The organism is uncultured Marivita sp. (assembly GCF_947488135.1).
In the GTDB taxonomy this organism is placed as follows: domain Bacteria; phylum Pseudomonadota; class Alphaproteobacteria; order Rhodobacterales; family Rhodobacteraceae; genus Marivita.
Genome location: NZ_CANKYW010000002.1, coordinates 502,106 through 522,254, shown reverse-complemented (window position 1 = coordinate 522,254; position 20,149 = coordinate 502,106). Strand labels below are relative to the sequence as shown.

Here is a 20,149-nt window from a genome sequence, read left to right as displayed (position 1 = left end):
CCGCATCGATCACCGAAACGTCCTAGCCGATTTCGATCGACGTCACCTGCCGATACGGCGCGTCCGGTGAGCTCAGAATCGACCCGAACGAAGGTTCATTCACCGCGTTCGGCAAATCCTGCGCCTCGAGGCAAATACCGGCCCAGGGGCGATGCGCCGCTCCGCGTCCTTCGGGCAAGCTCTGCGTCAGCTTGTTGGCCGTGTAGACCTGCACACCCGGACGGTCCGTCCACAGACGCAGGCGCATCCCATCTGGCGCGGTCAGTTCCGCCGCCATGTCGGCCTCGGGGTTCAACACGACATTGCCGTCCCAGCCCGCGCCGTCGCTCAGCCGCACACCCTTCCGAAAGTCGAAGGCCGTACCGTCCACCGGAATAATCCGCCCCTCCGGCACGAGGTCCGCACGGGTCGGGGTGTAGCGATCCGCCGCAATGGTCAGAACATGGTCCTTCACAGTGCCCGCGCCCATCAGGTTGAAATAGAGGTGCTGACCCAAATTGATCGGCGTCACGCGATCGGGCAGGGCCTCCATCTCCCAAGTGAGGCATCCCGCATTCAGGCTCAGATGCACAACAAACCGAACGCGCCCGGGATAGCCTTGGTCACCATCCTCGGACACTAGGGTGAACCGAACCGCACGATCATCGATCCGTTCGATTCCCCAGTTGCGGCGGCCCAGACCTTGCGGTCCCCCATGCAGGTGATGCGGCCCGTCATTCGCTGGCAAGGCATAGTCGACCCCATCCAGGACAAAGCGCGCATCCGCGATGCGATTGATGACCCGCCCGCAGACGACGCCCATCGAGGCCGGGTTTTGTCGATACTGCTCCGGCGCGGCATATCCAAGTACGACGGACCGATCCCGAACCCGCCAATCCATGATGGCACAGCCCATCGACAGAACGGTGATTTCAGTCTCCCCGTCGCGCAGAAGATGTTGCGAAATCTCGTCCACGATCGCGCCTCCCTCCTCGTCAAAAAGGCCCGAAGCCGCGCCAAGGTCAAGGGGAGCGGAAAATACGCTGGCACCGCCCCGCCGCCCCGCTAAGGTGGCGCCATGGGTATGCCGTCCGTCCTCGACAGCCGCTATGCGTGGCTCCGCCTTCTTGTCACTCTCCTGATCGCGGTCATGGGCAATGTGGGCATGTGGGCGATCATCGTCGTCATGCCCGAAGTCGAAACGGAATTCGCTGCGGGCCGGGCCGATGTGTCGCTTGCTTACACGCTGACGATGATCGGCTTTGCCTTGGGCAACTTCTATGTCGGCCGTGCGGTCGACCGGTTTGGCATCACCACGGCCCTCATCGTCTGCGCCCTGACCCTGACCGTGGCCTATGGGCTTGCCGCGTTGAGCCCGTCGCTCTTAATCCTGACGGCGCTGCAATTCGTGATCGGTTTTGCGACCGCGTGCAGCTTCGGCCCGCTGATCGCCGATATCTCGCAGTGGTTCCTGCGCCGTCGGGGCATTGCTGTGGCCATCGCGGCGTCGGGCAATTACCTGTCCGGCGCGATCTGGCCGCTGCTTCTGGGCAACCTGGCCGATGGCGCAAGCTGGCGGTGGAGCTATTCGGCACTGGCCCTGCTCACGCTGCTCATCATACCGCCACTCGCGCTGATGCTGCGCACCCGTGTCCCGGCCGAGGCCATCGCAACCGCTGACACGCAATCGGCCAGCCGCACCCGCGCCACCGGGTTTTCGCCACGACAGTTACAGTGGATGCTGGGTCTCGCCGGGATCGGGTGCTGTGTCGCAATGTCGATGCCGCAGGTACATATCGTGGCGCTCTGTGTCGATTACGGCTTCGGCGCCGCCGTCGGGGCCGAGATGCTGTCACTGATGCTTTTGGGAGGGGTCGTTTCGCGGCTGATCTCGGGCACATTGGCAGACCGGATCGGAGGCGTTCCCACCTTGCTGCTCGGTTCGACGCTCCAGGCCATAGCCCTGTTTCTGTACCTGCCCGCAGGCGGGCTGGTGTCACTTTACCTTGTCAGCCTTGTCTTCGGGCTGAGCCAGGGCGGCATCGTGCCGAGCTACGCGGTGATTGTGCGCGAATACATGCCCGCGCGCGAGGCCGGGGCGCGTGTTGGCTTCGTCATGATGATGACGATCATGGGCATGGCCCTTGGCGGCTGGTTGTCCGGCTGGATTTACGATGTGACCGGCAGCTACCAATGGGCCTTCGTGAACGGCATCGTCTGGAACGGTCTCAACATCGCGATCATGATCGTCATCCTGCTACGTGGACAACGCGGCCGGTCGGTTCGCCCGGCGACGGCCTGACGGATCAACGGCTTGGCGCACGTCGGAACCAGCCTCGCAGATCCGCGATGACGACACCCGTCGCAATCAAGACAAGACCCGCCAAACCGATCTTTGACACGGTTTCCATGGTCCCTTCGATCAGCACAGCGTGGATCACCGTTCCAACCACAATGACCACCGCCAACGCGGTATGCGCGATCCGCCAAAGCCCAAGCCGTATCCCGGCGCGGCGGCGCAGGACCGCCAGCAACGCCGCACCGAAAATGGCCCACATCGCGATCACGCCCCAGGCCGAAAAGGGTGTCGGAGAGGTAAAGGTCAGCGCGTCGACCACATCGGGCGGGCTGGTGATCCAAAGACCGACCACGTGGACGACGACAGCCAAGACAAGCGCGGCACCGACGAACCGATGCGCTCGCCTGCCCCGCATCGCCGCAAATCCGGGCAGAACGCCACGCACGAGCAATGGCTGGAGCAGCAACAGGGTCATGCCGACGACGCCAGCAAACCCGGCGATGATGTAGACGGGCTGACGCCATTGCAGAAGCGGGCTCGACAAGGCCAGCCCGCTGGGCATCAGAATGGCGATGGCCACCAGTGCCCAGATCAGTGTTCCACGCATTTGTGTGAACGCACCGGGTCCGGTCGGATCACGCGGGCTGAAGAACGAAATGCGCGCTCAGGCTCGTGTCCCGCGGGCTGCCCATCAGGGGCCGCAGGAACACCGTCTCGAACTCGTCGTCGTCATAGGCCAGATGCCCATGCGCCTGACCGAAAGCGGGCACGATCTGCGGCATCTCGAGGCGAAACTCGCCATTTGCATCCGTCAGTGTCGCACCGTGGCTGTGCGGGTCGCGCTCGTGGCCTTCGGTCGTGTGGGCCCAGACCTGAATGCGCTGCCCCGCCAGTGGCGCTCCGTCTCCGGCACGGCGCACGGTGCCGGTCATCCAGAAACCGCCTCCGCCGATCTGCTCCACGATGGGCGCGCCCGGAAGGTAGTTGTTCGATCCGCCCCGCATCGACGGAGTGGGCGCCACGCCCTGCGCCCGCGCGGGGACGACAAGGCCGGACGCACCAAGCGTCACGGCAGCGGTTCCGGTGGTCAGAAGTGTCCGGCGTGTAAAAACGCGAGTCGTCATCTCAGGCCTCCTGTCATTTTGCGCAAGGGACCGCCGACCGAGGGGCCGATCCGCCAGAGCCCTTGCCACATGAATACCTGAAAGAAAGGTAGGGCATCCGCCGAATTCGCAAAAGCGTTCCCACAGCTTCGTGATCCCGGCTGGCATATCTGCGCCGCCTCAACCAGGGACCTGTTCAGACAACGTCAAGAATCCGGGCTTTCGGGATGTGTTACACCATCGGCAGCACGCGCCTAAAGGGTGTATCACATCCGAAAAAACAACCTTAAGGCTTGGCGCAGGTCCGTGAATGGGATGGTCTGGTGGCGTTATTCAACCTCTCACCAACGGAGACACCACGTGGCCAAATCTGCAATCCTAGACCTCATGACCTTCTTCAGCTCTTGCCTGCGCAGCCTCGAAGAGCGCGGCATCACAATCGAGGAATCCTCCGATTTCCAGGCCTGCGAAGACCGCATGCGGGCGATCGGCAAGAACTCGATCACGCCGATGATCTCGTCCGAACACAACGATCTGTCGAAGGACAACGCCGGATGGCTCATCCTTCGCAAGGATGGAGACGACATCGGCGGCGTCGCTGCGCGCTCAGACACGCTGATCACCGAAACCCTGTCGGGGTTTTGGGAACGCAGCTATGGCAGGCTTTACAAGGGACAGGGGCATCTGCGCGTGGTCTCGGACGGACCGCGCCCCTGTGACGAGATTGCCGGCAAGGTGATCTATATGGGCGAGTTTTTCATCGCCGAACACATGCGCGGGTCGCGGCATCTGCTGTCGCTTTATACGCATCTGCTTTTCGCCTATTGCCAAATGCGCTGGCATCCCGATTGGCTTTACGCTTTTGTCCGCGCCGACGACGCGCGGCTTGGATATGCAACCGAATACGGCTTCACCCGGCAATATCCCGGCGCGCATGTCTGGGGCGCCTTGCCGAAAGGCCGGGCCGTGGGCGAATACCTTGTCGCGATCCAGTCAGCCGAACTGGCCGACATGGCGCGGTTTTTCAACCGTCACCCATCCTGTCTTCTTGGCCTCGATTCGCTCAGAAGGGTGGAATAATTCAGGACGAACAACGTTCCCGACGCATCCCGCACCGGCAGCATGAGACGAACGAAACTGACTTCCACGGTTTCGTTCGTTTCCGGGAACGGCACGATCCGCTTGAGCGGCGTGATCATCCCGACACCGGTATGCGAGACCGACCGGATCTGGCCGTTCAACTCGGCCCGGTCAGAGGTGCTCAACGTTTCGAGGAAATTCTCCAACCGCGCATTCTCGGCCGAGCCCAGTGTCGTTGCCGAAAGCCCCAGCGCCCCGACGTGATGGATACGCGGCACCGAAGTCAGCGCCTCAGCCGCACTGACCAGATCGAAATGCGGCGCGATCTGTTCGGAACGGGACAAATCCCCATCGGTTTCTTTCCACCACGAAATGATGGAATCGAGCGTCGGACGCGTCCCGATCCGGTCCAAGGACCGTTCCGCCGATTTGAACACCGCGGACAAGAGACGCGCCGCCTGTTTGTCCACCTCCTGGATCGGGACCGCCTCAAAATCTTTTTGAAGATGCGCGCGCTGGTCACGCAAGAGAACCTCGACCGGAACGCCCAACGCGTCCGCCAGCCGCACAGGTGCGGCGAGATTGGGTAACGTTGTGCCTTGCATCATCGCGTCGACCGCGCCCGTGTCCTCGAACCCCGCCCGAACCGAAAGCTCTGCTTCGCTGAGGTTTTGCGCTTTCATGATGTTCTTCAGGTTTGCCCTGAAGCTATCCAGCACATCCAATTCGGTCAGGTCAGACGACATCTCACGTTCCACTCTTACAGCGCCCACTCACATCACGGTCAGGGGTAGCGCCGCACAGATGGTATGTATAGCAATTTTGCATCCTGAAGATGATCAAATGCCCGGCATTCCAGCGACGTCATCCCGTGCGTTGTTCAGATATACCGCAATCAACGCGCTCTATTCTCAGCTCGCCAGCACATTCCGAAACAGCCAGGGATCGCTTTCGTCGATGTCTTCGGGGAAGTGTTCCCACCGGTCCTGAAGCGGTGTCCAATCTGTATAATGCGCCTCGACGGGGCCAAGATACGGGCGTTGCACCTCTAGGCAGCGGGCGTGATCCATCTCGTCGGTCTCGACAATCCCGGCTTGCGGATTTTCGAGTGCCCAGACCATGCCTGCCAGAACCGCTGACGTGACCTGGAGGCCAGTGGCGTTCTGATAGGGCGCCAGATCGCGGGTTTCCTCGTTCGACAGGCGCGATCCGTACCAGAGCGCGTTTTTCTCGTGCCCGTATAGCAGCACCCCCAATTCGTCGATGCCTTCAACGATCTCGTCTTCGGTCAGGATATGATGCCTGGTCTGCTGCTTGCCCGACCCGAACATCTCGTGCAGCGACAGAACCGCATCGTCGCAGGGGTGATAGGCGTAGTGACAGGTGGGTCGGTAGTCCGGCGCGCCGGGATCGCCCACGGTATAGTAATCCGAAATCGAGATCGCCTCGTTATGGGTCACCAGAAACCCGAATTGCGGCCCCGGTGTCGGGCACCACGTGTGCACCCGCGTGATCGCGCCCGGCCGTTCGAGCCAAATACCCGCCTGACATCCTTTGTCATAGGAATGGCCGTTCTCTGGGAACCAGGTCTCATGCGTACCCCAACCCAGTTCCGCCGGTTGGAACCCTTCGGCGATGAACCCCTCGACGGACCATGTGTTCACGAACACATCGCGGGGCCGAGGCGTCCGCCGCGCCTGCGTGTCGCGTTCGGCGATATGCACACCCTTGACTCCCAGAGACTGCATGAGCTTCGCCCAACCAGAGCGGTCCTGCGGCACGTCCACGTCGCTCCCCGTGTCCTTGGCAAGCGTCAACAACGCCTCTTTCACGAACCATGACACCATGCCCGGATTGGCCCCACAGCAGCTGACCGCCGTCGTGCCACCGGGATTGGCCGCCTTCTCGTCGCGAACCTTCTGTCGCAAGGCGTAATTCGTCCGCTCCGCGTTGTCGGTCGTGTCGAAATAATAGCCCGCCCAAGGCTCCACGACGGTGTCGATATAAAGCACGCCCATTTCGCGGCAGAACTTCATCAGGTCGAGCGACGAGGTATCCACCGACAGGTTCACACAGAACCCTTTTCCGTCGGTAAACAGCTCTCCCAGCACCTCCCGGTAATTCTCCGGCGTGAGCGCGACCTGTTTGTGATTGATCTTGTGCTGCCGCAAAAAATTCGCCTGGCCCGCATCAGGCTCGATCACGGTGAACTTGTCCGCATCATATTCGAAATGCCGCTCGATCAGAGGCCACGTCCCCTTCCCGATCGACCCGAATCCGATCATCACGATCGGCCCGTCAATGCGCCCGTAGACTGGATGGTTTTGCGTCATGATCGCTCCTTGCGTATTGATATCGTTGCGCGGTCGTAACTAACCTGCGGAATTGTCAGAGTCCAAAGCTGGCATCGCATGCCAGTTCCAAAAGGTCATTTCAAAGCACGTTTCAGGAACGCGCGGGTCTCTGCCCGCTGCGGCGCGCCGAACACCACTGCCGGCGGGCCTTCCTCGATGATCTTGCCATCGCGCAGGAAACACACCTTGTCAGCGGCCTGCCGCGCGAACTCCATCTCGTGCGTGGCCAGCAGCATGGTCATACCTTCCGACTTGAGCTGCAAAAGCACGTCAAGGACCTCGCCCACCAATTGCGGATCGAGAGCCGAGGTGATCTCGTCGAACAGCATCACCTCGGGCTTCATCGCCAACGCCCGGACAATGGCCACCCGTTGCTGTTGCCCACCTGACAACTGGTCGGGGTATTTCTCCATCCGGTCCGCCAGCCCGAACCGCGTGAACAGCGCCTCGATCTCGGGGCGCAGCGCGTCGCGTGACAGGCCCCTGACCCGGCGGGGGGCGAGCATCGCGTTCTCGATCGCGGTCATGTGCGGAAACAGGTTGTAGCTTTGAAAAACCATGCCGATGCGCGACCGCACCCGCTGCGGATCAAGCCCCGGAACCGACACGTCCTCTCCATCAAGAAAGATCGCGCCATCTTCGATCTGTTCCAACAGGTTGATGCAGCGGAGCAATGTCGATTTCCCGCCACCCGACGCCCCGATCAGGCAGACCATCTCGCCTTCGGCAACATCCAGATCAATCCCGTCGCACACGGTCACGTCGCCGAACCGCTTGATAACCCCGCGCAATTTCAGCTTGGCCATCAGCGTCGGTCCCGTCTTTGTCGCGCCATCAGGTAATCGGCATAGCGCGTGGCCGGGACTGTCACGACCAGAAAGATGATCGCGGCTCCCACATAGGGAGTGAAATCGGCCAGCAGCGATTTGAACACCCCGGCCTGCCGGAACACCTCGACCGGGCCGATGAAGCTTAGCAGCGACACGTCCTTTTGCAACGCGATCAGCATGTTCATCTGCGCAGGCACCACGTTGCGAATGGCCTGCGGCAGCACCACGTCGCGCGTGACCTGCCGTTCGGTGAGACCCAGCGACAAGGCCGCGGCGCGCTGGCTGTGGTGCACGCTGTCGATGCCGGATCGGAAGATCTCGGCAACATAGGCCGAATACGTCAGGATGAGCGCTAGAGATCCCCAAATATAAGGCGAATTCCAAGGTCGTGGCAGGCCAAGGCCGGGAATACCGAATCCGATCAGATACACCGTCAGAATGACCGGAACCCCCCGGAACACATCCGTGAAGGCCGCGCCGAATATGCGCAACGGGAAGAGTGCCGGAGATTTGGTGTCCCGCGCCAAGGCGATCAAAAGCCCCAAGACCGCAATCGCAGGTGCCGACCAGGCAAAGATCATCACGTTAATCGTGAAGGCCTCAAGCAGTTTGGGAAAGGTCAGAACCAGCGTGTCGTAGTTGAAAAAACTGCGCTGCACTTTTTCCCAACCGGGTGTCATCGGGACAAGGGTCACGATGGCGGCTGCCACCAAAGCCGTGCTGGTCGCCGCGATCAATGCAGCGCGGCGGCGCTGTGCGGCCTCGTATCTTTGGCGGCGGGTTGCGCCCGCCGCGTTTGGCTGTGTCATGCGCGCAGGCCGCCTACTGGATCAGGGGAACGCCGGTCGTGTCCTGCAACCATTGCGCCTCGATCTCGGCCAGCCGACCGCTGTCGCGAAGCGCGGTCAGCGCCGCATCGACACATTCCTTGAGCGCGCTGCCTTCTTCCATCAGCATCCCGAACTGGTCTGGGTTGTCGCTGGCATCCGGCGCGAACTGGCCGATCACCTTGGATCCTTCGATCATCACCGCCGACAGGAACAGCGCCGTGGGCAGATCGAACAGCGCGGCATCGATCTGGTTGGCCGACATCGCCGCGTTCACATCGGCGTTGTCACCGTACAGCAGTACATCGCTATCGGGCTGGATCACGCTGTCCAGCTTCGGCACCGCCGTGGTCGATCCGACCGCCCCCCATTTCAAAATACGCAGCGCGTCCAGCGTCGGTTCGGTTTCGGTTGCCCCCGGGCTGACCAAAACGGCCATTGGCGCGGTGTAGTACGGCTCTGAAAAATCGACCACCCGGTCGCGCTCCGGCGTGATCGAATATTGCTGCATGTTCAGATCGAAATTCTTGGCCCCCGGCTGGATCGCCTCATCGAAGGACGACCGCACCCAGACCACGTTGTCGGCGGCAAAGCCCATTTCCTCGGCCACGGCATAGGCAGCGGCGGCTTCGAACCCCTCGCCGCTTTCAGGAGCGTCGTTTAGCACCCAAGGGTAATAGGCCGGGTTGCCCGTCGCGATGGTCAGCTTGCCATCTTCCAGTGTCTTTCCAGCGGCACATTCGCCCGCCGCTATCGCCGATGTCGCCATCAGGGCGAACACGGCACTCAAGGATACGATCTTGGACATCTTGAACCTTCCTGTTGGAGCCTTTGCGCGAAGGATATGGCTGACCGCGAAACAGAGTCCAGCGGCAACGCGATGCGCGGGCGGAGCGGAACCTAGACCACTACCTCGAGCCGTTCCTGGTCGCCCACACCGAACACGCGTTTGTAGCGGTCGATCTGGTCCTGCGGCCCCATCGCCTTGTTGGGATTGTCCGACAACTTGACTGTCGGACGGCCGTTCGCCTCGACCGCCTTGCAGACAAGGCTGAACGGCGCGAGACGGTCATCGGGGGTCAGCCCTCGGAAATCGTTGGTCAACAAAGTGCCCCAACCAAAGGACATGCGCACGCGGCCCGCGAACTGGCGCTGCAATTCGAGGATCTTGTTCACGTCCAGACCGTCCGAGAAGATCACGAGCTTCTTGGTCGGGTCCTCACCGCGTTCCTTCCACCACTTGATGGCGATCTCCGCGCCGGTCGCCGGATCGCCTGAATCGATCCGGATGCCGGTCCACCCCGCCAGCCAATCGGGCGCATTGCGCAAGAAACCTTCTGTGCCATAGGTGTCCGGCAAGATCATCCGCAAGTTGCCCTCGTGCTCTTCGTGCCAATCGGCCAGAACATCGTAGGGGGCCTTGGCAAGCGCCGCGTCATCTTCGGCCAGCGCGGCATAAACCATCGGCAACTCATGCGCGTTTGTGCCGATCGCTTCAAGATCGCGGTTCTTGGCGATCAGACAATTCGACGTGCCGACGAAACTGTCGCCAAGCCCTTCGAACATCGCCTGCACACACCAATCCTGCCACAGGAAGGAATGCCGCCGCCGCGTGCCGAAATCCGCGATGCGCAGCTCCGGCACCTCGCGCAGCTTCTCGATCTTTTCCCAGAGCTTCGTCATGGCGCGGGCGTAGAGCACCTGAAGCTCGAACCGCCCCATATCGTTGAGAACCGCACGCCCCCGCAGCTCCATCAACACGGCCAGCGCGGGGATCTCCCACAGCATGACCTCGGGCCACGCCCCTTCGAACGTCAATTCATACTGATCGCCCAAGCGTTCCAAGTGATAGGGCGGCAGACGCAGGTTCTCGAACCATTCCATGAAATCCGGGCGGAACATCTGCCGTTTGCCGTAAAACGTGTTCCCGCGCAGCCAGGTGCTTTCGTTGCGGCGCAAGGAGAGCGACCGGATATGATCCAACTGCTCGCGCAACTCGCCTTCGTCGATCAGCTTGGCCAAAGGCACATGCGACGATCGGTTGATCAGGCTGAACGTCACCTGCGTGTCGCGCTTGTTGCGGAACACCGACTGGCACATCAGAAGCTTGTAGAAATCCGTATCAATGAGCGACCGCACGATAGGGTCGATCTTCCATTTGTGGTTCCAGACACGTGTGGCAAGATCGGTCATTGCGCGCTCCTGAAGGACTGCAAGCCTTTTGCCGGATGCAGGGAGTCAGAGCAAGCGGGCTTGTTCAACACATATACCGGGGCTAGGTTTTCCAACAGGTTAGTTGGAACAAGGTTGCGAGTTGTGTTGGGTGTGTTGAAGCAAAGCTTTGCAGCCGTTCATCAGAATGTCCACGCGCGTTATCTTGCACTTGCGGTTCTGGCGGTCGATGTCCTGTTCATTGGTCTATATATCGGTCTCTCCTTCCTGTCATTCTCGGGTGTTTTGCAAAGCGTTCCCCAAGCTTTCAGCATCACGGCGGAATTCAGCGCACCTTCCGTCTTTCTCTGGCTGAAATGGGCCGCAATCGCGACAATCATGGGCACGCTGTTCCTGCGCCGGCAGCGTTCAATGGATCTGTTCTGGTGCCTCGCCTTCGGATACCTCTTTATCGACGACGCTTTTCAATACCACGAAACGATGGGCCAGTGGCTCGCGGCCACTTTTGGGTTCGAGCCCGCTTTTTCGCTGCGTGCCAAGGATTTCGGCGAAATGCTCGCCACGGCCCTCGCAACCTCGATCCTCTTGACGGCCTTCCTGATCGGCTACCGCGCTGCGAATGGGGCAGAAAGGGCACACGCCAAGGCATTCGCCGCGTTGTTTGTACTTTTGGGGTTTTTCGGCGTTGTAATCGATATGCTGCACATCGCTTTCCGCCAGCCGAGCGATCTTCCCGGGCGTCTGGCCTTCCGCATGTTCGGTCTGATCGAGGATGGCGGTGAGCTTGTCACGGGAAGCGTCATGCTGATATTCGCACTTGCTATTTTGCTCGTGTATCGCTCCGAACAGGCGGCGCGACCAGCGGTCTAGATCACGTTGCGCTGTGCCGGTGGGTCTCTGACCAATTGGCCAGTTCGCGATCCCGGATCGCCTCGCATGTCTTGGGATCGACGCCAAGCAGCCCGGCGATTTCGCCCACCAGCAAAGTCTCCTTCAGCGTCCGATTCCCATCCGCATAGACCACATCCCACAGCGCCGCGACTGCAGCTTCACGCTCCTCCTGGCTGATAGTCTCGGTCAGGATCGCGGTCAGATCGGCGGTCTTCGGCAATTCGTGTTCCAGCCGTTCACATTGCGCGCGCATCTTCGCGGCCTCCAGTGGCTTCAGCCCGTACATGCGCGCCAGAACGCGGTCGATCTCCTCGACCTCCTGGAAGAGATACGCCTTATCCGCCATCGCGGTCCGCACCATCAGTGCGCCCAGCGCGTATTTTGCGTCGGCCGGCGGCAAGGGTGTGGTGGGTACGGCCTTGTCAAAAAGGGCAAGGATACGTTCGAACATGGCTCGGTGCCTCTGAGCGATCTGTTTTTCTGCATCTTACGAAACTCCGCAAGGACCACAAAGCAAGAAACACAAGGTGGCACCGGTCGTTGTGCGACAGTGGACATTCAGAAACACCCCGGGCTCAGGCGCGCGACAGATCCCGCTTGCTGCGCCTGAGTTCCGCATCAAGCTCAGCGGGCTTGTGCCGGGACAGCGACAGCGCCTCGTCCAGAGACCGCCCGTCGACAGCCGCTGCAGCCACCCGCGCAAGCGCATAGGTCGAAACCCGTTTCGTCCCCCTAAGCGCCGCGCGGCTCAGGCCGATGGCCGCAAGATAGGTGTGGTACGGGCCGAGCGTGCCCGGACCCTGCGCCGCCTGTCCCTCGGCCACGGCCTTGCAGGCTTCGACGTCCGTCGACACGTAGGCGCGGCAAATGGTGGGTCGGTGCTCGTACGCCCGGCATGTATGGGTGTCGGGGTCGAGCGATGGGCAAGCCTTGGGGTGCCAGTCGCGCCCGTCCGGCTGACCCGCCAAGGGCGCCAGCGCGCGATGCAGGGCAACCGCTTCGGCTTCGGTGATGGTACCTCCATCCTCTCCCGACAGGATGCAGCAGAACGCGCAGCCGGTCGTACAGGCCAGCCCCGTCGGTGACATCGCCGACAAGGCCACCCGTCCTATGCCGGTGGCAGCCGTGCCATCGGCGACGTCCGCTGTTGCTTGACGGGCATCGGTCTGCGCGCCGACATAGGCCAGAAGCCCCCGTTTCGCGCGATCACTCACATCCGGTGAACTGGCGACCCGCGCCTCACGAAGCCTGTCTGCAAGCGTCGGGGATTTGCTCATGCCAGCGTGACACCGGCTTGGGCCATGTCCTGTTTCGCCTTGTCCAGCGATCCGTTCAGGTCGATGGCGCGGCACAGGTCCATGCGGACTGTTACGTCGAATCCCAGCTTCGCCGCATCAATGGCGGAAAAGGCGACACAGAAATCCGTGGCGAGACCCGCCATCGTCAGCTTGGTGATCCCCCGCGCGCGCAAGTAGCCTTCCAGCCCCGTCGGCGTTTTGTGGTCATTCTCGAAGAACGCCGAATAGCTGTCGATGGCGCGGCGGAATCCCTTGCGGATCACCATTTCCGCCCGGTCGGTATCGAGTTCCTCGTGAAACGCCGCCCCCTCCGATCCGATCACGCAATGATCCGGCCAGAGCACCTGTGGCCCGTAGGGCATCTCGATCATGCCGTACGGCTCTTGCCCCGCGTGCTGCGACGCAAAGCTCGAATGGTCGGCGGGGTGCCAATCCTGCGTCAGCACCACGGCCTCGGCTTCGGCCATCAGCGCGTTGATCCCCGAAACGATCTGATCCCCCTCCGGCACGGCAAGGGCACCTCCGGGGCAGAAATCGTTTTGCACGTCGATGACGATCAGCGCGGACATAGGGCAAGCCTCCTATTGGATGTCTCTTGGGTAAGAACCCAGCTAAGGGCGGTCAAGGGTTGTGGCATTCGAGAACCTTGCAAGGCGCAGCTTCGGGGCGTAATCCCGCGCCCATGTTTACGGTTTGCGCACTCTACCACTTCACCCGGTTCGACGACCCCGCCGCCTTGCAGGGGCCGCTCATCGCGCTGTGTCGCGATCACAAAATCACCGGCACGCTGCTTTTGGCGCGCGAAGGGATCAACGGCACGGTGGCTGGCCCCGAGGCTGGCGTTAACGCTTTGTTAACCCATCTGCGCGCCCTGCCCGGCTGTGCAGATCTGGAATGGAAGCTCTCCACCGCGTCCGAACGCCCCTTTGCCCGCATGAAGGTGCGCTTGAAGAAAGAGATCGTCACGATGGGCGTGCCCGATGTCGATCCGCGCGCAAAGGTGGGTCACTACGTGCAACCCTCCGACTGGAACGAGCTGATCCAAAGCCCGGATGTCGCCGTGATCGACACGCGCAACGATTACGAGGTCGCCATCGGCACTTTCGAAGGCGCAGTCGATCCCAAGACTGAGAGCTTCCGCGAATTCCCTGAATGGTGGGAAGCTAACAAAGACCGCTTCCACAACAAGCGCATCGCGATGTTCTGCACCGGCGGCATTCGCTGCGAAAAGTCCACCAATTACCTGCTGAGCCAAGGGATCGACGAGGTGTATCACCTCAAGGGCGGGATTCTGAAATATCTCGAAGAGGTGCCCGAAGATCAAAGCACCTGGAAGGGCGACTGCTTTGTCTTCGATGGTCGCGTGTCCGTGGGGCATGGGTTGAAGGAAGGACCGCATCTGCTCTGCCACGCATGCCGTCGCCCGATTTTACCGGAAGACAAGAACCGGGCCGAATATGAACACGGCGTGTCTTGCCATCTGTGCATCGACGAGACCTCGGACGAGGACAAGGCGCGCTTTCGCGAACGGCAAAAGCAAATCCGCTTGGCCGAAGCGAGGGGCGAGCGACACCTGCACGCAGATGTGGTTGACGAAAGGTAAATAGGTCCGGCCCGGTCCTATTGTTTCGCGCGCGAAACATTAGGTCAGCTTCCGTTCCCTTTCTCGTTCACACATTTTTATGGGGTCGGGCCTAAGATTCTTCGTACGAAGAATCTTAGCGGGACAAAGGAAACCGCGTTTCCGACCATCCGTCGACAGAGCATTTCGCACGGATGAACAGCGGCCCGTCTGGCAAGTCGCTGAAGGTCAGGCTGCGCTTGAACGGTTGCTCCTCAACATGCGGATGCAGCAATTCCCGTGTGCCGATCACGCTCCCGTCCTCGGCCTCGATCCGCCAGCCATCGGCATAGTGATCCCAACCGGTATCCGGATGTGCCAGCGTCACAGACACGCGTGTTCCACTCACCTCGGCCCCCACGATGTCCGGCGGGTCGGCCAGAACGGGCATTGCGAAACACGCGAGGCAGATCAGCAATCGGGTCATCATGCCCTCAGGCTACCAGACCGCACCAAGACCGAAAGTCACGTTTTCGCGTCCGGCGCGCCGTAGAGCAGAACCTGCCGCGATTGCGACGCGAATTCCCGGCGCAGGATCACCAGCAACGTCACTCCGGTGGCAAGTAACAATGGTCCCGCCCCAAGAAGCCAGGCGGAGGACGCGATGCCGAAATACACGGAGCGCAGTCCGCGATTGTACCCCCGCGCGGCGGTAATGTTCACTTCGGCCGCCTGCAAAGCCATCGGCATCGCCTGGGGGTCTTCGGGATCGTTGGGAACCGCCGACATGATCACCGAGCAATAGCCGAACAGCCGGTGCGACCAGACGAACTTGAGAAACGCGTTCGCTGCGAACAGGAGCAGCACCAGCAGTTTGACTTCGAGCAGGAAGATCGGATCGCTTTCCAGCGTCAAGTCCTGCGCCACGCCGCGCAACCGTTCCGCGTTGCCCAGCAATGCGAAACCACCGCCGATTGCGATCATGCTGGCCGAAGCGAAAAAGGCCGTGCCCTGTCGGAGGCTTGCGATGATTTGCCCGTCATAGATGCGCGGCTGCCGGGTCACGAACTGGCGCATCCAGTCGCGGCGGAACCCGGCCATGATCTGCGAGGTGGAGGGGTAGGATTTCGGGGCGTTCTCGACGACCAGCGTACATCCGATCCAACTCACCACCAGAAGGCAAAGGCCCACCGCGTCGAGAGCCGTGAACAGGTAGAGGCGGTCGAACCACTCCATCGCTCAGAACGGCTTGACCACGACGACCCAAAGGATCGCGATAACGCCGAAAACGCTGACTTCGTTGAAGATGCGCAGATAGCGGTCGGATTCGGTGAAGACACCGCGTTTTGCACGGATCACCAACCGCCCGGTCCACGCGTAATGCAGCGCCAACAGCAGGACGAGACCGAGCTTGAGCCACAACCATGTGGGCATTCCCCAAAGCCCGCCCAGCCAAAGCCCGGTAATGAGCGCGATCACCCCCAGCCCGGCGGAAAAGCGATAGAGCCGGATCGTCAGATCGCCCAAGGGACCGAATTCGCCGATCCGATCATACTCGCGCTTCCAATAGATCAACGCCCGCGGCACTGCGAAAATCGAGGTCATCCACCCCATGACGCAGAGAATATGAATGATCTTGATCCAATCCATATGTGCTTGGTGACGGGGCTTGTGGTCAAAGGCAAGAGGCACAGATGCCGCGTGGGGCGAAATTTCCGCTGGCCTATTCAGTCAGATTGGTTATATCTTTTTACCAATTTGGAGGAACCGTCATGCAGATGCCCCAGCCCAACGCCAACGTGCTGTCCCGAAAGGCACAGATCGTCGCCCGCCTGCGCAACGTGATCCCGCCCGACGCTGTGATCTCGGACGAGATGGAAACCCGCGCCTACGAATGCGACGCGCTCACCGCCTACAAGTGCCCGCCGCTGGCCGTGGTTCTGCCCTCGTCGACCGAAGAGGTGTCGGCAGTGCTGAAAGTCTGTCACGAGATGGGCGTACCGGTGGTGCCGCGCGGGTCCGGTACTTCGCTGGCAGGTGGCGCTTTGCCCACGGCGGATTGTGTGCTCTTGGGCGTGGCACGGATGAACGATGTGCTCGAAACCGACTACGACAACCGCTTCATCCGCGTGCAGACCGGGCGCACCAATCTAAGCGTGACCGGCGCTGTTGAGGCGGATGGGTTTTTCTACGCGCCCGACCCGTCCAGCCAGCTGGCCTGCGCTATCGCGGGCAACATCGCGATGAATTCGGGTGGGGCGCATTGCCTGAAATATGGGGTGACGACGAACAACCTGATGGGCGTGACCCTGGTGCAGATGGATGGCACCATCATGGAGATCGGCGGCAAGCATCTGGATGCCGGGGGCTATGACCTCTTGGGTCTGATCTGCGGATCGGAAGGCCAGTTGGGCGTCGTCACCGAGGCCACGCTGCGCATCCTACCGAAACCCGAAGGCGCGCGGCCGGTGCTTATGGGGTTCGATTCGAACGAGGTGGCGGGCGCCTGTGTGGCCGACATCATCAAGGCGGGCGTCCTGCCCGTGGCCATCGAATTCATGGACCGCCCCTGCATCGAAGCGACCGAGGCGTTCGCCAAGGCGGGCTACCCGATGTGCGAAGCGCTGTTGATCGTCGAGGTCGAGGGCAGCCCGGCGGAGATCGACGAGCAATTGGCGCTCATCCTGGAGATCGCGCGGCGGCACAACCCGGTGGAACTGCGCGAGGCCAAGGACGCGGACGAGGCCGGGCGCATCTGGCTGGGGCGCAAATCCGCTTTCGGCGCGATGGGGCAAATCAACGATTATATGTGCCTTGATGGCACGATCCCGGTGTCGGAATTGCCGTATGTGCTGCGCCGGATCGGCGAGATGTCCAAGGAATACGGGCTTGATGTCGCCAACGTGTTCCATGCGGGCGATGGCAACATGCACCCTTTGATCCTGTTCGATGCGAACAAGGAAGGTGATCTGGAGCTCTGCGAAGCGTTCGGAGCAGACATCCTGCGGCTGTGCGTCGAGGTGGGCGGGTGCCTGACCGGAGAACATGGTGTAGGGATCGAGAAGCGGGATCTGATGGTGGACCAGTTCGCGCCTGCGGATCTTGAAGCACAGATGGCTGTGAAGGACGTGTTCGATCCCGCGTGGCTTTTGAACCCGGCGAAGGTGTTTCCCTTGGCCGCGTCGGAAAGCCGTCGCAGCGTCGCGTTGGCGGCAGAGTGAGGACTGGGGGCGCTGCCCCCGTCGCGCTTTGCGCGACTCCCCCGAGATATTTGAGGCCCAAAGAAACCATGAGACCTGAGACAGAAGCCGAATTGGCCGAGATGATTTCTGCGGCCGCCGCTCCGATATGTGTGCGTGGCGGCGGAACGCGGGGCGTTAACCTTAATGGGACGTTGCTGGAGACCGGCGGGCTGTCGGGGATCACGCTGTATGAACCGGGATCGCTGACACTGGTGGCGCAGGCCGGGACGCCATTGGCCGAGATCGAGGCGGCTCTCGCGGCCGAGGGGCAAAGGTTGGCGTTCGAGCCGATGGACCATCGCGGTCTGATGGGCACGGATGGGGAGCCGACCATCGGCGGTGTTGTCGCCGCGAATGTCAGCGGGCCACGCCGCGTGTCGGTGGGGGCCTGTCGCGATTTCATGCTGGGTGTGCGGTTCGTCGATGGTGCAGGCAATATCATCAAGAATGGCGGGCGCGTGATGAAGAACGTCACCGGGTATGATTTGGTCAAGCTGATGAGCGGGTCCTGGGGCACGCTTGGTGTCTTGACCGAAGTGAGCCTGAAGGTGCTGCCCAAGCCGGAAACTGCGGCCTGTGTCCTGATCGACGGGCTGGACGACACCGAGGCAGTCACGGCGATGGCAAAGGCCTTGGGATCGCCCTTTGAAGTGTCCGGCGCAGCGCATCTGCCGGTGGGGCCGGACGAAACCCCCGTGACCATGTTGCGGATCGAAGGTTTTGCCGGATCGGTCACTTATCGCGCGGAGAAGCTGGCGGAATTGTTCCCCGATCTGGCGGTCCGGATCGAGCGGGATGCCGATGCGGTCGCCGAAAGCTGGAACCGGGTCCGGGACGTGGCGCCGTTTCACGGCGTTGCGGGGGACGTGTGGCGCGTGTCGGTGACACCGACCGATGCGGCGGCGTTGGCAGCCTCGATCGAGGCAGATGCTGTTCTGTACGACTGGGGCGGTGGGCTGATCTGGGCACGCGTGCCGGAGGGGACCGATGTTCGGGCGCGGTTGGGTGCGTTCGACGGCCACGCGACTCTGGTACGCGGCAGCGGGCAGCCGAAGTTCCAGCCCGAACCCGGGCCGATTGCGGCTTTGTCACAGGGGCTGCGGCAGAAATTCGATCCGAAGGGCATCCTGAACGCAGGCTTGATGGGGTAATCGATGCAGACGACATTCACCGAAGACCAGCTTCGCGACCCGGATTTCAAACGCTCGAACGAGGTGCTGCGGACCTGCGTGCATTGCGGGTTCTGCACCGCGACCTGTCCAACATATCAGGTGTTGGGGGACGAATTGGACAGCCCGAGGGGGCGGATTTACCTCATCAAGGACATGCTCGAGAACGAGCGCAAACCCGATGAGAAGACGGTTAAACATATCGATCGCTGTCTGTCCTGCCTGGCCTGCATGACAACCTGCCCGTCGGGTGTGCATTACATGCATCTGGTCGATCACGCGCGGGCTTATATCGAAGAGCATTACGACCGCCCTTGGCACGAGAAAGCGCTTCGTTGGACGCTGGCGCGGATCCTGCCCTATCCGACCCGGTTTCGTGTGGCTTTGCTTCTGGCGAAGATCGGCAAACCCTTTGCGCCCTTGATCCCGGATGCGCGCGTCAAGGCGATGCTTGAGATGGCACCGAAACGCATCCCGCCGGTCAGCCGCAATGACGATCCGCAGAGCTTTGCGCCTGCGCAGCCGCGCAAGAAGCGCGTCGCGCTGATGACGGGCTGTGCGCAGAAGGCGCTCAACACCGATATCAATGACGCCACGATCCGGTTGCTGACGCGGCTGGGCTGCGAAGTGGTCGTTGCGGAAGGGGCTGGCTGTTGCGGGGCGCTGACCCATCACATGGGCAAGGTGGATGAAAGCCATCATTCGGCGGCGGCCAACATCAAAGCCTGGGCGCGCGAGATGGACGGTCCGGGGCTCGATGCCATTGTCATCAACACCAGCGGGTGCGGCACGACCGTCAAGGATTACGTTCATATGTTCCGCAACGATGCGCTGGCGGCGGACGCCGCGCGCGTGTCCGCGATTGCCAGGGATGTGAGCGAAGTGCTTGTGGACCTCGTCGACGAGGCCGCAGTGGCGCAGGCTCGAACCATTCATGGCGGCAAGCGCGTGGCCTATCACGCGGCGTGCAGCCTTCAGCACGGGCAACAGATCAAGACGCATCCGAAGACCCTGCTCAAAGCGGCCGGGTTCGAGGTTGTCGAACCGGCGGACAGCCATCTGTGTTGCGGATCGGCGGGAACGTATAACCTGATGCAGCCGGAAATCTCGAAGCAATTGAAAGCGCGCAAGGTCCGGACGCTCGAGGCGAAACAGCCGGAGATCATTGCAGCTGGCAATATCGGCTGCATGATGCAGATCGGATCGGGAACCGAGATTCCCATCGTTCACACGGTGGAATTATTGGACTGGGCGACAGGTGGGCCGAAACCCGCCGCGTTAAATTCGCTTGTTGTTTAACGACTTGGTCATATTTATGCTCGATTCAGATCATAGACCGTAGAC

Annotated in this window: 22 protein-coding genes; 7 read left to right on the top strand and 15 right to left on the bottom strand. The window is 61.5% G+C overall.

From position 1 onward, the window contains the following. Window positions 1–22: 22 nt before the first annotated feature. Entirely contained in the window at window positions 23–955 is a 933-nt protein-coding gene (locus Q1B16_RS09650) for an aldose epimerase family protein (RefSeq protein ID WP_299787171.1), read from the bottom strand. 102 nt (window positions 956–1,057) lie between these two features. On the opposite strand from Q1B16_RS09650, the gene Q1B16_RS09645 reads away from it, so the two are divergent. Next, window positions 1,058–2,281 carry an MFS transporter gene (locus tag Q1B16_RS09645; protein ID WP_299787168.1) on the top strand — a complete coding sequence of 408 codons (1,224 nt, stop codon included), beginning with the start codon at window positions 1,058–1,060 and terminating at the stop codon, window positions 2,279–2,281. Between the two features lie 4 nt (window positions 2,282–2,285). Here the strand turns inward: Q1B16_RS09645 and Q1B16_RS09640 are convergent, their stop codons facing one another. After that, complete coding sequence (locus Q1B16_RS09640) at window positions 2,286–2,885, bottom strand: ferric reductase-like transmembrane domain-containing protein (protein WP_299787165.1); 600 nt, start codon at window positions 2,883–2,885, stop codon at window positions 2,286–2,288. 28 nt (window positions 2,886–2,913) lie between these two features. Next, window positions 2,914–3,402, bottom strand: coding sequence for a twin-arginine translocation pathway signal (locus Q1B16_RS09635; RefSeq protein ID WP_299787162.1), 489 nt, complete (start codon window positions 3,400–3,402; stop codon window positions 2,914–2,916). Window positions 3,403–3,741: 339 nt separating this feature from the next. On the opposite strand from Q1B16_RS09635, the gene Q1B16_RS09630 reads away from it, so the two are divergent. After that, a complete protein-coding gene (locus Q1B16_RS09630; protein ID WP_299787159.1) occupies window positions 3,742–4,461 on the top strand; it encodes a hypothetical protein in 720 nt (239 codons plus the stop codon). On the opposite strand, the gene Q1B16_RS09625 is transcribed toward Q1B16_RS09630, so the two are convergent. The 6 genes from Q1B16_RS09625 to pncB form a co-directional block, all read right to left on the bottom strand. After that, window positions 4,413–5,207, bottom strand: a complete 795-nt coding sequence (locus tag Q1B16_RS09625; RefSeq protein WP_299787156.1) for a helix-turn-helix transcriptional regulator — start codon at window positions 5,205–5,207, stop codon at window positions 4,413–4,415. The genes Q1B16_RS09630 and Q1B16_RS09625 overlap by 49 nt on opposite strands. 165 nt (window positions 5,208–5,372) lie before the next feature. Further along, the gene (locus Q1B16_RS09620; RefSeq protein WP_299787153.1) at window positions 5,373–6,794 is read right to left on the bottom strand and encodes a saccharopine dehydrogenase NADP-binding domain-containing protein; all 1,422 of its coding nucleotides are present in this window, start codon (window positions 6,792–6,794) and stop codon (window positions 5,373–5,375) included. A gap of 95 nt (window positions 6,795–6,889) precedes the next feature. Next, window positions 6,890–7,621 carry an amino acid ABC transporter ATP-binding protein gene (locus Q1B16_RS09615; RefSeq protein WP_299787150.1) on the bottom strand — a complete coding sequence of 244 codons (732 nt, stop codon included), beginning with the start codon at window positions 7,619–7,621 and terminating at the stop codon, window positions 6,890–6,892. Beyond that, the gene (locus Q1B16_RS09610; RefSeq protein WP_299787147.1) at window positions 7,621–8,454 is read right to left on the bottom strand and encodes an amino acid ABC transporter permease; all 834 of its coding nucleotides are present in this window, start codon (window positions 8,452–8,454) and stop codon (window positions 7,621–7,623) included. The genes Q1B16_RS09615 and Q1B16_RS09610 overlap by 1 nt, the downstream gene beginning before the upstream one ends. Window positions 8,455–8,467: 13 nt before the next feature. Further along, window positions 8,468–9,280: an ABC transporter substrate-binding protein gene (locus tag Q1B16_RS09605; protein ID WP_299787144.1), complete on the bottom strand. Its 813-nt coding sequence runs from the start codon at window positions 9,278–9,280 to the stop codon at window positions 8,468–8,470. 92 nt (window positions 9,281–9,372) lie between these two features. Beyond that, window positions 9,373–10,665, bottom strand: a complete 1,293-nt coding sequence (gene pncB / locus Q1B16_RS09600) for a nicotinate phosphoribosyltransferase (RefSeq protein WP_299787141.1) — start codon at window positions 10,663–10,665, stop codon at window positions 9,373–9,375. 357 nt (window positions 10,666–11,022) lie between these two features. On the opposite strand from pncB, the gene Q1B16_RS09595 reads away from it, so the two are divergent. Then, a complete protein-coding gene (locus Q1B16_RS09595) occupies window positions 11,023–11,514 on the top strand; it encodes a hypothetical protein (RefSeq protein WP_299787138.1) in 492 nt (163 codons plus the stop codon). A gap of 1 nt (window position 11,515) precedes the next feature. On the opposite strand, the gene Q1B16_RS09590 is transcribed toward Q1B16_RS09595, so the two are convergent. The 3 genes from Q1B16_RS09590 to pncA all read right to left on the bottom strand — a co-directional run bounded on the left by Q1B16_RS09590 (window position 11,516) and on the right by pncA (window position 13,402). Next, window positions 11,516–11,986, bottom strand: a complete 471-nt coding sequence (locus Q1B16_RS09590) for a TerB family tellurite resistance protein (protein ID WP_299787135.1) — start codon at window positions 11,984–11,986, stop codon at window positions 11,516–11,518. 124 nt (window positions 11,987–12,110) lie between these two features. Continuing rightward, the gene (locus Q1B16_RS09585; RefSeq protein WP_299787132.1) at window positions 12,111–12,812 is read right to left on the bottom strand and encodes a YkgJ family cysteine cluster protein; all 702 of its coding nucleotides are present in this window, start codon (window positions 12,810–12,812) and stop codon (window positions 12,111–12,113) included. Then, window positions 12,809–13,402, bottom strand: coding sequence for a bifunctional nicotinamidase/pyrazinamidase (pncA, locus tag Q1B16_RS09580; RefSeq protein ID WP_299787129.1), 594 nt, complete (start codon window positions 13,400–13,402; stop codon window positions 12,809–12,811). The genes Q1B16_RS09585 and pncA overlap by 4 nt, the downstream gene beginning before the upstream one ends. A 113-nt stretch (window positions 13,403–13,515) precedes the next feature. On the opposite strand from pncA, the gene Q1B16_RS09575 reads away from it, so the two are divergent. Next, complete coding sequence (locus Q1B16_RS09575) at window positions 13,516–14,436, top strand: rhodanese-related sulfurtransferase (RefSeq protein ID WP_299787126.1); 921 nt, start codon at window positions 13,516–13,518, stop codon at window positions 14,434–14,436. A 115-nt stretch (window positions 14,437–14,551) separates the two neighbouring features. On the opposite strand, the gene Q1B16_RS09570 is transcribed toward Q1B16_RS09575, so the two are convergent. Genes Q1B16_RS09570 through Q1B16_RS09560 form a run of 3 tightly spaced genes read right to left on the bottom strand, consistent with a single transcriptional unit; the run spans window position 14,552 to window position 16,044 of the window. Continuing rightward, window positions 14,552–14,881, bottom strand: coding sequence for a hypothetical protein (locus Q1B16_RS09570; protein WP_299787123.1), 330 nt, complete (start codon window positions 14,879–14,881; stop codon window positions 14,552–14,554). Window positions 14,882–14,919: 38 nt separating this feature from the next. Next, complete coding sequence (locus Q1B16_RS09565; protein ID WP_299787120.1) at window positions 14,920–15,630, bottom strand: DUF599 domain-containing protein; 711 nt, start codon at window positions 15,628–15,630, stop codon at window positions 14,920–14,922. 3 nt (window positions 15,631–15,633) lie between these two features. Then, window positions 15,634–16,044, bottom strand: a complete 411-nt coding sequence (locus Q1B16_RS09560; protein WP_299787117.1) for a CopD family protein — start codon at window positions 16,042–16,044, stop codon at window positions 15,634–15,636. A 122-nt stretch (window positions 16,045–16,166) separates the two neighbouring features. On the opposite strand from Q1B16_RS09560, the gene Q1B16_RS09555 reads away from it, so the two are divergent. From Q1B16_RS09555 to glcF, 3 genes are all read left to right on the top strand, one after another. Further along, complete coding sequence (locus tag Q1B16_RS09555; protein ID WP_299787114.1) at window positions 16,167–17,615, top strand: FAD-linked oxidase C-terminal domain-containing protein; 1,449 nt, start codon at window positions 16,167–16,169, stop codon at window positions 17,613–17,615. 68 nt (window positions 17,616–17,683) lie between these two features. Beyond that, entirely contained in the window at window positions 17,684–18,787 is a 1,104-nt protein-coding gene (locus tag Q1B16_RS09550) for an FAD-binding protein (protein ID WP_299787111.1), read from the top strand. 3 nt (window positions 18,788–18,790) lie between these two features. Then, entirely contained in the window at window positions 18,791–20,104 is a 1,314-nt protein-coding gene (gene glcF, locus Q1B16_RS09545) for a glycolate oxidase subunit GlcF (RefSeq protein WP_299787108.1), read from the top strand. The last annotated feature ends 45 nt before the right edge of the window (window positions 20,105–20,149 follow it).